At 40.1% G+C, this 14062-nt stretch carries 12 protein-coding genes; 6 read left to right on the top strand and 6 right to left on the bottom strand.

Annotation, left to right across the window (positions count from 1 at the left end; translation table 11 throughout):
* Nucleotide 1: 1 nt before the first annotated feature.
* Nucleotides 2-460, bottom strand: coding sequence for a MaoC family dehydratase (locus CPC19_RS06090; protein WP_016390125.1), 459 nt, complete (start codon nt 458-460; stop codon nt 2-4).
* Nucleotides 461-681: 221 nt separating this feature from the next.
* On the opposite strand from CPC19_RS06090, the gene CPC19_RS06085 reads away from it, so the two are divergent.
* The gene (locus CPC19_RS06085) at nt 682-2019 is read left to right on the top strand and encodes an MATE family efflux transporter (RefSeq protein ID WP_015006154.1); all 1338 of its coding nucleotides are present in this window, start codon (nt 682-684) and stop codon (nt 2017-2019) included.
* On the opposite strand, the gene CPC19_RS06080 is transcribed toward CPC19_RS06085, so the two are convergent.
* The gene (locus CPC19_RS06080) at nt 2012-2683 is read right to left on the bottom strand and encodes a glycerophosphodiester phosphodiesterase family protein (RefSeq protein WP_016390124.1); all 672 of its coding nucleotides are present in this window, start codon (nt 2681-2683) and stop codon (nt 2012-2014) included. The genes CPC19_RS06085 and CPC19_RS06080 overlap by 8 nt on opposite strands.
* Nucleotides 2684-2781: 98 nt before the next feature.
* Here CPC19_RS06080 and CPC19_RS06075 point away from each other — a divergent pair, with 98 nt between their 5' ends.
* Both CPC19_RS06075 and ispG read left to right on the top strand, forming a co-directional pair.
* Complete coding sequence (locus tag CPC19_RS06075) at nt 2782-3921, top strand: aminotransferase class V-fold PLP-dependent enzyme (protein WP_016390123.1); 1140 nt, start codon at nt 2782-2784, stop codon at nt 3919-3921.
* Between the two features lie 232 nt (nt 3922-4153).
* Entirely contained in the window at nt 4154-5374 is a 1221-nt protein-coding gene (gene ispG, locus CPC19_RS06070) for a flavodoxin-dependent (E)-4-hydroxy-3-methylbut-2-enyl-diphosphate synthase (RefSeq protein WP_016390122.1), read from the top strand.
* Nucleotides 5375-5451: 77 nt separating this feature from the next.
* On the opposite strand, the gene CPC19_RS06065 is transcribed toward ispG, so the two are convergent.
* Nucleotides 5452-5667 (bottom strand): cold-shock protein, encoded by a 216-nt coding sequence (locus tag CPC19_RS06065; protein WP_015006158.1) that lies wholly within the window; start codon nt 5665-5667, stop codon nt 5452-5454.
* 156 nt (nt 5668-5823) lie between these two features.
* Complete coding sequence (mazG, locus tag CPC19_RS06060) at nt 5824-6633, bottom strand: nucleoside triphosphate pyrophosphohydrolase (protein ID WP_016390121.1); 810 nt, start codon at nt 6631-6633, stop codon at nt 5824-5826.
* Between the two features lie 104 nt (nt 6634-6737).
* Here mazG and CPC19_RS12045 point away from each other — a divergent pair, with 104 nt between their 5' ends.
* Together CPC19_RS12045 and CPC19_RS06050 are read left to right on the top strand one after the other, a co-directional pair.
* A complete protein-coding gene (locus CPC19_RS12045; RefSeq protein WP_015006160.1) occupies nt 6738-7967 on the top strand; it encodes a nucleoside recognition domain-containing protein in 1230 nt (409 codons plus the stop codon).
* 60 nt (nt 7968-8027) lie between these two features.
* The gene (locus CPC19_RS06050) at nt 8028-8906 is read left to right on the top strand and encodes a lysophospholipid acyltransferase family protein (RefSeq protein WP_015006161.1); all 879 of its coding nucleotides are present in this window, start codon (nt 8028-8030) and stop codon (nt 8904-8906) included.
* A gap of 11 nt (nt 8907-8917) precedes the next feature.
* Here CPC19_RS06050 and CPC19_RS06045 read toward each other — a convergent pair whose 3' ends face one another.
* A complete protein-coding gene (locus CPC19_RS06045; RefSeq protein WP_016390119.1) occupies nt 8918-10879 on the bottom strand; it encodes a non-ribosomal peptide synthetase in 1962 nt (653 codons plus the stop codon).
* 60 nt (nt 10880-10939) lie between these two features.
* Entirely contained in the window at nt 10940-11680 is a 741-nt protein-coding gene (locus tag CPC19_RS06040; protein ID WP_016390118.1) for a 4'-phosphopantetheinyl transferase superfamily protein, read from the bottom strand.
* 49 nt (nt 11681-11729) lie between these two features.
* Here CPC19_RS06040 and CPC19_RS06035 point away from each other — a divergent pair, with 49 nt between their 5' ends.
* Entirely contained in the window at nt 11730-14027 is a 2298-nt protein-coding gene (locus tag CPC19_RS06035; RefSeq protein WP_016390117.1) for an alpha/beta fold hydrolase, read from the top strand.
* The last annotated feature ends 35 nt before the right edge of the window (nt 14028-14062 follow it).

Here is a 14062-nt window from a genome sequence, read left to right as displayed (position 1 = left end):
TTTAATTAGTTTTTGCTTTTAATTTAGCCGGAATAGGTTTTACAACCGCCTCACCTGTAATGATTTTATTACCTTCCTGATCAAAACATTCTGTACTAAACGTTACCGTATTATTTTCTTTATGAATAGCCAAAACCTCTACAACTGCTCGGTATTGATTACCAAAAAAAGCTGGCCTTAAAAATTCTACACTTTGCTTAAGCCAAAGTGTTCCCAAGCCTGGAAGGTCCATGCCTAAAATACCTGAAAATTGAATCACCGAAAACATGCCATGCGCGACACGTTGTTTAAAAATGCTTTGTGCAGCGTAATCCTCGTCGTGATGAGCAGGGTTCCAGTCACCCGACATTTTGGAAAATTGAACCGCATCCTCGTGTTCAATCGTATAGGTTTTTTCTTTACGCATACCAATGGATAAATCATCAATACTCATACAGTTGCTGGGTACGGGAATACTCATTACGCTCCTTTTATTTATACTACACATATAGTCATCACAACTACGTTACCAAACCAGTGTATCGTTATACACTGCTGCCTCAAATCACATTATGTTAGATACTTAATAAATGATGACTTAAAACAAGCTGTACTCACTTTTCTACTAATGACAACCACTCTGGTATTTTATGATGCCATTGTTTTTTACCAACTATAATTAAAAAATACTCATTAAACCCTATGATTCCTTCTAAGCCGCCTCAAGATTTAACCATAGGGTCTATTTATCAGCACTTAATTCGCCTTGCCATACCCGCGTCAATGGGGATGTTTTTCAACACGTTATATAACCTTACCGATAACTGGTTTGCCGGTAAAGTATCTGATGACGCTTTGGTTGGATTGTCCATTTCAAGCATTGTCTTTTACCTTTTTATTGGACTTTTGGCTGGCCTACAAAACGGCACGTCAGTCATGGTTTCAACAGAACTTGGCCTAAAGCAACCTCAACAATTAAAAAACATTATTAGAAACTGTCTAGGCCTAGGCCTTGCTTTTTCTTTAGTGATTACAGTTGCGGGGATTCTATTTGCAAAAGATGCCATCCACTGGCTAAGCACTAACGACATAATAACTGGGCTAGCATGGGATTATATTGAAGTCTTAATCCTCGGCAATGTCGCTTTTTCTCTAAGTGCTGTTGGCGCTGGCGCGCTGATGGCCTTGGGTGACACAAAGTCTAACCGTAATGCGTTAGTTGTAGGTTTCTTTGTTAACTTGGGCTTAAACCCATTATTAACCTTTGGGCTAGATATGGGCGTTGCCGGGCTCGCTTGGGCAACATTAATTATTAAGTTTGCATCGGCGCTTTATTTACTCAACATTTTATGTAAGAAATTGGGTTACAGACCCCTGCCGTGTTTGAACAAACTTGTCTCACTGGCTATTTTGAGACAAGTGTTACCGGCTAGTTTTAATTTTTTCATTATGATTATTGGCAGCTTGATGATTACTGGTTTTGTTAGCCGCTTTGGTGATTATGCAATAGCCGGTTATTCGGTTGGTTTACGGCTTGAACAAGTTTTATTGCTCCCTGCCCTAGGCCTCAATGCCGCCGTTTTAGCTATTTCAGGACAGAACTATGGCGCTAAAAATTACCGACGAATCGCTGAAACTTACCGTAAGGGGTTAATACTTAGCTTATCTATTTCTCTTGTTTGTATTCCCGTTATGATTTTTCTCTCACCCCTGATGATGAGTTTTTTTAGTCAGCAAGATACTATTATTGATATAGGTACCACTTATTTAAGAATCGATGCATTGGCTTTTTTTTGCTACGTTTCTCTGTTTATTAGTGTGGCAACGCTTCAGGCTATAAAACAACCGGACTTCCCCGTTGTCATGGGTTTTTTCAGGCAATTATTATTACCTTTTATCGTCAATTATTTACTCATCATAAAATTCGACTATAGCATTGAATGGGTTTTTGGCTCTGTCGCCAGTATTGTTTTTATTAGTATGATTGTGACGCTGATCTATACACGTTCTCAATTAAAAAAACTGCCGCACATCAACTAGTTAACCTATTTGGATAGTCACTAAAAACCCCATCAACCCCGAGTTCCTTCATGCGCCTAATCTGCACGACTTTATTAACAGTATAAACATACACCTTAAGTCCCAAATCGTGCGCCCTATCTACCCATTTTGGCGTTACCTTTTGTAACCTTATGTGTATTGAAAAGGCCTTTAATTTAGTCGCCCAGGCAATAGACTCATTGATATTATTACCAGCCAAGACACCTACCTTAACGTGTTGGTTTAACCTAACTACTTGTTCAAGCTCAGGCATTAAAAATGATGAAACAAGCATTTTATTTTTGTAAGTTTCCGGTGTATTTCTAAGCAAACTGGTTAACACTTTACCTGTGCCTAGGCCCTTCAGTTCAATATTCAAGCCGACTTTACCTACGGTTACCTCAAGCACTTCTTGTAAGGTTGGTATTCTTTGCCCAAGACCTGCATCTAAGGCTCTAAGTTCTTCAAACGAATAATCAATTAATTTGCCACGTCCATTGGTGGTTCTATCAACTGTTTCATCGTGAATAACCAGCAGTTTATCGGCGACACAATGTACATCAATTTCAACCCAATCTGCGCCTAACTCGATTGCTTTATGAATAGATAAGAGTGTATTTTCAGGTGCACAGCCCATTGCGCCTCTATGTCCAATCATCAACATAACACACCTCTTTTAAATTTAATCTGGCAGATAAAGTCAGTCTATAAGGAACTTTTAAAAAAGGATAGAATATTCATTTTCTTAAGTGGGTAATGTAGATGACTGATCAATTTAATAATGAATTTAATTTAGACGATGATGTAATCTACCTTAACCATGCCGCAGTTGCTCCGTGGCCCGTTCGTACCGAAAAAGCCGTCAATGCTTTTTGCCGCGAAAACGTTACTATTGGCTCCAAGAAATATGCGAATTGGCTCAACGTTGAAGCCCACTTAAAAAACCAATTAGCTCAGTTAATCCAAGCTGATAATGCCGACGAAATTGCCTTAGTTAAAAACACCTCTGAAGCCCTTTCTTTTGTTGCTTATGGGCTGGATTGGGCTCATGGCGATACTATTGTTACCAGTGATGAAGAGTTTCCCTCAAATATGATTCCGTGGGAGTCACTTGAAAATCAGGGTGTTCGCGTCATAAAAACACACTTGAAAGACACAGAAGACCCAACTGCTGAGCTAATTAAAAATATTGATAGCCGAACTAAACTGCTAACCATCAGCTCAGTTCAATATGCCTCAGGCTTACGTGTTGATCTTGAACGTTTAGGCGAAGCCTGCCAGCAACGAGGTGTTCTATTCTGTATAGACGCTATTCAATCGGTTGGTGCATTCCCTATTGATGTAAAGAAGTATCAGGCCGATTTTGTGATGGCCGATGGACACAAGTGGATGCTTGGCCCTGAGGGCTTAGGCTTTTTTTATTGTCGGCAATCTAGTATTAACACACTCAAACTCACTCAGTATGGCTGGCATATGGTTGAGGATATGGGCAATTATGACGCCCTTGAATGGAGTACTGCAAAATCGGCAAGACGATTTGAATGTGGCAGCCCTAACATGCTGAGCATACATGCACTTTCTGCAAGCCTTAGTTTACTACTGGAAGTTGGTATGAATACGGTTGCCAACAACCTTATTGAGCGTGGCCAGTATGTGATTGATAAGGTACAACAAAGCCCCTCATTAACCTTGTTAACCAAGCCAGACGCACAAGGCAATAACATTATTGTTTTTAAGCCCACAAAGCATGACACAAATGAACTTTTTGACTACTTAACCTCAAAGCAAGTGGTTTGTGCAAAGCGTGGCGGTGGGATTCGTTTTTCACCACACTTTTACACACCGTTTAGTGTTATTGATCGTGCCTTTACTTTAATTAATCGTTTTTTAACAGATACATAACCACACGTACCCCCTTCAGTTCGCCAACGGTTTTTAAATTACTTCAGCAAGATTATCTTGCCAGCACATTTAAGTAAACGAACAGCTCCGTATTGAATACATTGCTCTAAGCCACTTTGTTGATTTCGTACGCTCGATTACTGTTACGCCCCCTATCTGAACTTCTTGCGCTCTTCATTAACGGATAAGCCATACAAACATATATAATGAAGCAGATATATTTACAGATAAAATGAGAAAAACAGCGATGACACGCAATGCTATAACCGTAAAGGTCGGATCCGTTTCAATAGGTCATGAACACCCCGTGGTTGTTCAATCTATGACGAATACAGATACTGCTGATATTGAACGAACCGTGGAGCAAGTTTATCAGTTAGCAAAAGCAGGCTCCGAGTTAGTGCGTATTACTGTTAACTCAGAGGCCGCCGCTGCTGCGGTCAGCACGATTAGAGAGCGACTTGACGCGTTAGATTGCGATGTACCCTTGGTGGGGGATTTTCACTTTAACGGGCACAAACTGTTAGAAAAATACCCGTGTTGCGCGCAAGCATTGGCTAAATACCGTATTAACCCCGGCAATGTTGGCCGTGGTAGTAAGCGTGACCCTCAATTTGCTCAAATGATTGAATGCGCTATTCGCTATGATAAACCTGTACGTATTGGTGTTAATTGGGGCAGTTTAGATCAATCTGTGTTGGCCCGTTTGATGGATGAAAATTCCAGATCCAGCACACCTCGCGATTCTGTTGCCGTTATGCATGATGCGGTTATTACATCGGCGCTAGAAAGCGCAGAAAAAGCCATTGAATTAGGCTTAGCCAAAGATAAGATTTTACTATCTTGCAAAATGAGTGGCGTTCAAGATTTAATATCTGTGTACCAAGACCTTGCCTCTCGGTGTGACTTCCCGCTTCATTTAGGCTTAACCGAAGCCGGAATGGGAAGCAAAGGTATTGTCTCATCCACCGCTGCCCTTGCGGTATTGCTTCAACAAGGCATTGGCGACACTATTCGTATTTCTTTAACACCTGAACCCGGCGGAGATAGATGCCAAGAAGTAGTTGTCGCACAGGAAATATTACAATCCATGGGCATACGTTCCTTTACACCAGCAGTTATCTCATGCCCCGGATGCGGCAGAACCACCAGCGATTATTTCCAGCAGTTAGCACAAGATATTCAATCATTTTTGCGCCATAAAATGCCGGAATGGAAAACTCAATACGCTGGTGTAGAAAACATGAAGGTAGCCGTCATGGGCTGCGTTGTGAACGGCCCAGGTGAAAGTAAAAATGCAAACATCGGCATTAGCTTACCAGGCACAGGCGAAAGACCCGTCGCACCCGTTTATATAGATGGACAAAAAGATGTCACCTTAAAAGGTAACGATATCGCAGAACAGTTTCAGAAAATTGTTGAGCAATATGTCACTAAGACCTACCAACAATAAAAATAGACAATCTATCTTTATTGAAAGCAGGAATCTTAATGTAGCGCTAAGGCAGCAAAAAACTGCCGAGACTTCGCTTATTCTAAGCCAGTAACTTCTTCTGCTTGAAGCCCTTTGTCGCCTTTAGTAATTGTAAATTCAACGGCTTGATTTTCTTTTAATGTACGGAAACCGTCACCTTGAATTGCTCTAAAATGAACAAACACATCTTCACCACCAGCATCTGGTTGAATAAAACCAAAGCCTTTTGAATTATTAAACCATTTAACAATACCGCGTACTCTTTCTGACATCTCTTTTCCTCATTATAAATAAACAAAAAAATCAAGCAGTTAGAACATATCCTTTATGATAATAGTTATTAGTTATCTAGCAAGCTTGAATCTTGAGTATACTAAAATCATTTGAAATGTCCTAACTTTTCCTTATGTTGCGTAATTTAATTTTTTTTAATCGCTAGAACCACTTCTTTTACTTTCTTCCCAAAGCATCATCAGTGTACTTGCGGGGCATTCTTCAACACCCTTTCCAGCTTGCTCTACTGATTGTTCAATATATGAAAATCGTTTTGTAAAACGCTCATTAGCCAGCCTTAGTGACCACTCGGGGTTGATGTCCAAATGACGCGCTAAATTTATACAGCTAAAAAATACATCCCCTAGTTCTTCCTCTATTCTTTTACGATTATTTGCAAGCACCATTTCATCTTTAAGCTCATCAATTTCTTCGTCTAATTTATCGACAACAGCGCCAACCTCATCCCAGTCAAACCCTACCGAGGCTGCTTTTTTCTGTAATTTGTAGGCTTGATTAATTGCCGGTTGATTGGAACTGACACCGGACAACACACTGCTGCGTGTCTCATTTTTATTTTCTGCTCGTTTTTGTATTTCCCATTTTTTTGCTAAATCGTCTTTCGAGGTTATTTCATTATTAAACACATGCGGATGACGTCTGGTTAACTTATCGCAAATTGCTTCAACAATATCGGAGAACTCAAAACTCTGCTGCTCTTTAGCTAACTGTGCATGAAAAACCACTTGGAATAAAAGGTCGCCTAATTCATCCTTTAAAGCAGGCAGGTTTTTTTGCTGAATTGCATCAGCAACTTCATAGGCTTCTTCGATTGTGTATGGCGCAATCGTCTCAAAACTTTGCTCCACATCCCAGGGACAACCGTTATCAACATCTCTTAACTGAGCCATAATTGTTAATAATTTATTCAAGTTATCATTAACGTTAATATTCTTATCTGCCATTGTATCGGTATGTTACAGTTTAATTGACTAAGTGAGCGTATCACTTAGGGAGATACCCTACCCTTTGATTGCTGATTGTTTAGACAAGGTTTGCCCTTTATTTTATGTTAAATATTATTTGGCTTGGCTTTTTTTTCATTGCCTTTCTAACCGGCCTTTATCGCCTTTTTATACTCGGCGATATGAACATTTTTAATGATATTACCCTCGCCACATTTACCTTATCCAAAACAGCATTTGAAATTTCTCTCGGCCTGACCGGCGTTTTATGTTTTTGGATGGGGATTATGAAAATTGGCGAAAAAAGTGGTTTTATTAACCATTTAACACGCTTTTTAAACCCTCTTTTAAAACGCCTAATGCCCGACATTCCAGATAAGCACCCTGCCTTGGGCGCTATGGTGATGAACTTGTCTGCCAATATGTTAGGGCTTGATAATGCGGCAACGCCCTTAGGTATAAAAGCCATGCAGCACTTGCAAACCATAAACCCATTAAAAGACACGGCCAGTAACGCTCAAATTTTATTTTTGGTGATCAACACCTCAGCTGTCACCCTATTCCCTCTGACCATTTTCACATATCGTGCACAAATGGGCGCTGCTGACCCAACCGATGTTTTTATCCCTATTTTAATTGCTACCTATGCCTCGACGATGGCTGGGCTTATAGCCGTTGCTAGCATTCAACGTATAAAACTTTACGAGCCAGTTGTGCTTTGCTATTTAGCTGCTTTTAGCACCGTTATCGGCTTAATATTGTTCTATTTTTCAAGCCTTGACCAAGCCAGCATGCAACAACAGTCATCGCTGGCGAGCAATTTTATTATTTTTAGTTTGATTATTGTTTTTATGAGTGGTGCTATCAAACAACGTATTAATGTTTATGATGCATTTATTGATGGCGCTAAAGAAGGCTTTCAAACCGCTGTAATGATTATTCCTTACCTAGTAGCAATGTTGGTTGCTATTGGTGTTTTTAGGGCATCAGGGGCACTTGAAATAACGCTGGATTACGCACGCTCGTTGTTAATCCATTATTCGCTGGATAGCCAATTCCTCGATGCGTTACCAACAGCGCTGATAAAACCGCTCAGCGGAAGTGGCGCTCGGGCGATGATGATAGACACCATGCAAACACACGGCGCAGACTCTTTTGCCGGCAGGCTTGCCTCTATTGTACAAGGCAGCACAGAGACAACCTTTTACGTCTTAGCCGTTTATTTCGGCGCAGTGGGTATAAAAAAAGCTCGGCATGCGGTTGCCTGCGGGTTATTTGCAGACTTGATAGGTATTATTACCGCCATCTGTATTGGCTATGTATTTTTTGCCTAAGAAGCGCAATAGCTTTGGTAGAATAGAGAATTTTTAACCCTACTGATTTTTACCTAGATTATGGCCAAACACCGGCAACCCTTTAGCTCTCGCTTTTACCCATTGCTTGGAAAACTTCCATTGCCGATGCTGCACGCACTTGCATATCCCGTTTACTTAATTGGCTATTATCTTGTTGAGCGCAAACGCAATGTTATTTATTCGAACATGCAAAACTCTTTTCCAGATACCCCGAGCAATGAGCTTAAAAAACTGGCTAAATTAAATTTTAAGCATTTGGTCTATGTAATATTGGAAGCCAGTAAAACCCGCACCCTCACGGAAGAACAAATTCGTCAGCGTGTTACCTTAAAAAACCCAGAAGTGATAGAAAAGTTTGCAAAAAACGACCAATCTGTCTTGATGCTTGCCGCTCACCATTGCAACTGGGAATGGATGCTGGCTGGTTGCAGCTTACAGCTTTCTTTTCCTATCGATGCTGTGTACAAACCTTTGCACGATAAAATTGTTGATGACTATATGAAAATCTCTAGGTCACGTTTTAACGCTCGCCCAATACCTAACAAAAATGCATTAATTGAAATTATGCAGCGTCGTAAAGAGGTCCGTGGCTTTGCGATGGTTGCTGATCAATCGCCTGTCAGAAAAGAAGAAAAATACTGGACTCAGTTCCTTAACCAAGACAGTTCATTTGCAGTCGGTGCTCAGAAGATTGCCAAGCTCACCAAATACCCTGTTATTTTTGTTGGTATGAAGCGCCTAAGTCTTGGTCATTACGAAGTGTTTTTTGAAGAACTTGGACAAGCCCCCTATGAAAAAGAGGGTCACGAAATCACCGAGAAATACGCTAGAGCAACCGAGCGAATGATTCTCGATGCGCCTGAAGATTGGATGTGGTCTAACCGTAAATGGAAGAGAAAGCGTGGTGTCTACGATTAAACCACTATCGTTTAGGGAGTTGTTTTATGCGCAATAAACCCAGCTAACTGTTCAATTGTTGGGTAATCGAAAAAATCTGTTAACTCAACAACCTCTGGATACTCCTCGTCTATCTTCTCGTGAATTTGTGCCAACTTTAACGAGCTTGTTCCCATTTCAAAAATATTGTCTTTCAAGCTGATTTTCTGATCAGCTACAACAGAGTGACAAATATCTAATAATATTCGCTCTATGGAACTACCCGCTGCAATAAACTCAGTTGATTGTGTTTCAGACAGCTCTGTTAAAGCCGCTATAATCTCATTAAACGCCCCCGCTTCAAATTGTTCCGCTAATGCAAAACGTTGAACCTTACCACTGGTGGTTTTAGGTACTTTTTTTATAGGTAAAACATGCGCCACATCTAAGCCAGATTTTTCATTTAATTGGCGTCTAACTTCTATCGTAGTTTGGTAAAAGTTTTCTAGCTCACCTCGATATAAAACAAAAACAACCAATTCATCCAGTGCATCTTCAACGTTACGAATACCACAGACGACCACTTTTCCTAACTCAATACCATCAACATGTTCACAAACAGACTCAAGGTCAGGGGCATAATAGTTTTGCCCATTAACAATGATTAGATCCTTGGTTCTACCTGTAATAACCAACTGCCCCTCGTTTAACAAACCTTGGTCACCTGTATCTAACCAACCCTCATCATTAATCAGTTTTTCATTTAACTCAGGCGCGTGATAGTAACCTTTTGTTACATTTTCGCCTTTAATTAACACTCGGCCGATTACATTATCAGCAACAGCTTGCCCACTGCTATCTGCAATTATCATTTGCGTCCCGATAATAGGAGTTCCTAAGCGAACCAACTCTATACTTTGATCGGATGCCTCGCTAACGACCTGTGCTGGCTGCCCCTCTACTAAAGAGCTGCGCAACACATGAAGAGTAGAAAGTGGTTGGGCTAATTCAGGGAAGCTAACTACCAAACACGCTTCCGCTAAACCATAAACCGTAAACATCGCTGTTTCTGCTAGACCGAACGGTTTCATTACCGCGCTAAACTCTCTACATAGGTCTGCAGAGATAGGTTCTGCTCCGTTAAAAAGCAGGCGGACATGTGATAAATCAAGATTAACTTGGTTTTCTGGTTTAAAGCGTTTTAAAACATGTTTATAACCAAAATTTGGTGACGATAAAATCGTCGCTTTTTTCTCACTGGCTTTTTCAAGCCACAATGCCGGACGACGAACAAACAAGTCGGTTGGCATAATATATTGATTTATATTGACGAATAAGGGTGTCAAATGAAAACCAATAATGCCTAAATCATGAGTCAATGGCATCCAGCTAAAAAAGCTGTCCCTATAATCAAATGCACTGCATTCAATAATGCCATATAAATTTGTTACTAAATTTTTATGTGTTAATACGACACCTTTAGGGTCGCCAGTAGAACCAGAGGAGAATTGAATAAACGCTGTTTGCTCAGGGTTAATATCTGCCAGCGCTCCTAAAGTATCAAAGGTTTCAATTTTATCGAGCATCAGTGCTTTTTGCTCAATCACTTTGTAAATAGACTCTTTTCCGTGTTCTTCAGCAAAAACTTTTAACCGCTGCAAAGCCTTTCTAGTCGTTGCGATATACGGTGTTTTAAGTTTTTCAAAAACATTAAATACTTTTTCACGGTGTCCATCACTGGTTCCAATCGCTAATGGCACAGCGACAATACCGCCATATTGGCACGCCCAAAACGCATCAATAAATTGTTCATTTTCAGCTAAGTGAATGATTAACTCGTTCCCTTCAGATGCTCCTTTTTGCTGAATATGGTGCAGCAAGCCTAGCGCCCGTTTTTTTAAAGCGGGGTAACTCACTTGGCGTTCGTTGTCTTTACTACTGATATAGGTAATGGTTTTACTGGCATCTTGGTTGTTATCAAGTGCTTCAACCAGTGTTTTTGGAAATTGATTCATAACGTATGTAAGGTCGTATTTAATAACGTATATTTGATGGCAGCGCGTATTTTATAGCGATTAAATAAATTGAGGTGGATTTTCGTGATCAAATGTAGAGATAATTGGTTCGCAATGCTTAGACCGTAGCATTAATGATGCACTGACTTTTTCACCTACCTTTAAAGATACACATGACCAATCTGATGCACTCCCATACTCAACTGGGCACTCTAAGAGCCTGTTTGGTGGTGTCAAACTAAAACCACAACGAGACACCCCCATTCCCAGCCCTCTACCCGTTGCTTTGATAAAAGCTTCCTTACAGGTCCAAATGTTAAAAAAAGTCTCTTCGCGTTGTGCTGCGCTTATGTTGCCCCATTGAGCTTGTTCACTACTTGAAAAGTTACGCTTTACTAAGCCCTCTAAATTATCTAAATAACGCCAATGCTCAAGATCAACACCAATATCTTCTTCTAAGGTCATTGCCACCAGGGCCTGCGAGCCAGAATGTGAAACATTAAACGATAGTGTTTGATTTTTTAGGTACGGTTTACCAAATTCAGTTGTATCAAATTGCAGCTCAACTGGGCTGATACCCAAATAACATGACAGCAATCGCTTAAGCTGTACTCTCATCGACAATGCTAATGCTCTATTTTGTTGATGCTTTAATCGATTTATTTTTAGCCACTCAGTTTCACTCACTATAGTGTGTGCCTTGCTAGTTATTGGCACCATCAGGTCAAACACCCATACATGTACCTCTCCTTGCTTCAAGTAAGGTAACTGTTGCCTATTTTTTGGAGTAAAACTAACCATAATGAACTACTATGCATTTAAACGTTAAGTTTTTAATTAAAACACGGGCATGAGCGACGACTCAAAAAATAAAATAGAGACGCAGCAATATACGATAAACCCAGGCACTTACCACTGGACTTATCATGCTATGAAAGCCTTATTTAAGGTTCTTAGCCTGACGGTTCGCACTCATGGCAACCCATCCTCTTGGTTAGAAGGCGATATCTTTTTATTCAATCACTTTGCTCGATTTGAAACCTTTATTCCACAATATTTAATTTACGAAAAAACAAAACACTACTCTAGGTCAATTGCTGCAAACGAGTTATTCGCTGATAATGTTTTCGGTCGTTATTTGATTGATTTAGGTGGTATACCAAATAACATTGATGGGCTTTTGTTTCATATAGCAAAAGATATTTTACACCAACAAAAGCTCGTTGCCTTCCCCGAAGGCGGTATCGTAAAAGACCGACGTGTGCTTGATGAAGAAGGCCGCTACAGTATTTATTCACGTTCACATAATGAGCGGCGAAAACTACATACTGGGCCAGCAGTTATTGCCTTAGCAATCGCTATTTTCAAACAAACTGTTCGTGACCTTAGTGAACAAGAAAACACAGAGACCCTCTCTTTATGGGCGAAAGAATTAGGCTTTGAAGACAAACAGCAATTGCTGGAACTGTGCAAAAAACCCACCCTTATCATCCCCTGCAATATTACCTTTTACCCCTTACGAATTGGTGAAAATGCATTAAGCAATACGGTACGATTTTTTGTTAATAACTTACACCATCGCATCTCGGAAGAGTTATTAATCGAAGGCAACTTTTTATTTAAAGATACCGATATGGACATTCGTTTAGCTAAGCCTATTGCTGTAGAGGATTACTGGACCAGATTAGAATCAACGATTACAACCACCTTTGTTAACCACTCAGATTTAGCGCTAAAACAACTTTTAAATAAAGTTGAGCATAACGGTAATTTGAACAACCTATTGTTTCGTCTGAGTTATCAACGCAACGCTAATAGAATTCGTGATGATTACATGCATGCTATTTATGACAATGTCACTATTAACATTGCTCATATTGCCGCAACGCTGATCATGCATTTTGTTGCCGAAGGAAAGACCCATATTAATAAAAAAAAGCTTCATCAATTGATTTATGGCAGCATTAAGGCGTTACAAAAAAGCGACACGCTAAGCTTTCATCGAACGCTGCAAAACCCCTCTATTTATCGCAATTTGTTAATGACAAAAAGCGAGACTTTTGACCTGTTTTTAAAAAGTGCCTACGAGGCAAACTTGCTTGAATCGTCGGGCGTGTACTATAAATTTACCGAACACCTTTCCGCCGAACAAGATTTTGATAGCATTCGATATAAAAACCCTATTGCTGTAAATGCAAATGAGGCTGCATCCATTCCTCAGGTCAGAATAGCTATTAAAACCAGCTTAGCCTTTAAATTTGACAAACAATCCCACCGGTTTGCCCACCTACTATTTGAAGATGAGTTACTTGAATACCATTGGGATATTTCACAGTTTAAAGACCCAAAACACCAAGTAATCAATCAACAACAACACATCAGCGAAAAGTCCGCCCTTCCCTATCTGTTAATGCCAAAAACATATAATGGGCAGTGCGTCGTGTTTGTTCACGGTTTGCTTTCAACGCCTATTGAACTTAAAACATTGGCTGAAAAATTTGTTGCCCAAGGATATATCAGCATCGGTTGCCGCCTAAAAGGCCATGGAACATCACCATGGGACCTACACAAAAGAAGCTGGCAAGATTGGCGTCAATCTCTTCAACAAAGTATCAAAATAGCACATTGTTACAGCAAAGATGTACACCTCGTTGGTTTTTCAAGTGGTGGCCTGTTGGCTCTGATGGTTACTGCGAGTCATCACCTTAATATACGTTCAGTTACCGCGTGTTCAGCCCCCGTCAGTTTTAAAGACCCTTTATCTCAACTGGTAAAAATCACTCACTACACGAATAAATTTATACAAAAAATCAGTAACTCGGATGGTATTTTGCCATTTAAAGCCAATCTACCCGAACACCCCCACCTTAATTACCACCACACCCCAATTGCAGCCATTAATCAGCTCTTAATTTTAATTAAAAAAACCCTCCCCAGATTAAAAAAAATTAACTGCCCTGTCTTCCTGATCCAAGGTGATAACGACCCTGTAGTTGCCCCATCCAGTTACCAAACACTTGCCAAACACATACCAACTAAACTATTACACTATCAATGGGTTAGCTCTAACCGGCATGGCATTTTGTACGAGAATACAGAGGGCTGCCAACAAAAGGTCATTGACTTTATCTGTCAGCAAAACAAATAGCGTAAAATAAACGTTCTTTAAACCACTAGTACTTT

It is taken from the genome of Cycloclasticus sp. PY97N (assembly GCF_002443175.1).
GTDB lineage: Bacteria > Pseudomonadota > Gammaproteobacteria > Methylococcales > Cycloclasticaceae > Cycloclasticus > Cycloclasticus pugetii.
The sequence above is the reverse complement of the archived record's forward strand: the minus strand, read 5'-3'. Positions and strand labels throughout refer to the sequence as shown.

Bases quoted from the DNA above. Each gene is read 5' to 3' on its own strand.
- CPC19_RS06090 (WP_016390125.1), bottom strand. From the start codon at position 460: ATGAGTATTCCCGTACCCAGCAACTGTATGAGTATTGATGATTTATCC.
- CPC19_RS06085 (WP_015006154.1), top strand. From the start codon at position 682: ATGATTCCTTCTAAGCCGCCTCAAGATTTAACCATAGGGTCTATTTAT.
- CPC19_RS06080 (WP_016390124.1), bottom strand. From the start codon at position 2,683: ATGTTGATGATTGGACATAGAGGCGCAATGGGCTGTGCACCTGAAAAT.
- CPC19_RS06075 (WP_016390123.1), top strand. From the start codon at position 2,782: ATGACTGATCAATTTAATAATGAATTTAATTTAGACGATGATGTAATC.
- ispG (WP_016390122.1), top strand. From the start codon at position 4,154: ATGAGAAAAACAGCGATGACACGCAATGCTATAACCGTAAAGGTCGGA.
- CPC19_RS06065 (WP_015006158.1), bottom strand. From the start codon at position 5,667: ATGTCAGAAAGAGTACGCGGTATTGTTAAATGGTTTAATAATTCAAAA.
- mazG (WP_016390121.1), bottom strand. From the start codon at position 6,633: ATGGCAGATAAGAATATTAACGTTAATGATAACTTGAATAAATTATTA.
- CPC19_RS12045 (WP_015006160.1), top strand. From the start codon at position 6,738: ATGTTAAATATTATTTGGCTTGGCTTTTTTTTCATTGCCTTTCTAACC.
- CPC19_RS06050 (WP_015006161.1), top strand. From the start codon at position 8,028: ATGGCCAAACACCGGCAACCCTTTAGCTCTCGCTTTTACCCATTGCTT.
- CPC19_RS06045 (WP_016390119.1), bottom strand. From the start codon at position 10,879: ATGAATCAATTTCCAAAAACACTGGTTGAAGCACTTGATAACAACCAA.
- CPC19_RS06040 (WP_016390118.1), bottom strand. From the start codon at position 11,680: ATGGTTAGTTTTACTCCAAAAAATAGGCAACAGTTACCTTACTTGAAG.
- CPC19_RS06035 (WP_016390117.1), top strand. From the start codon at position 11,730: ATGAGCGACGACTCAAAAAATAAAATAGAGACGCAGCAATATACGATA.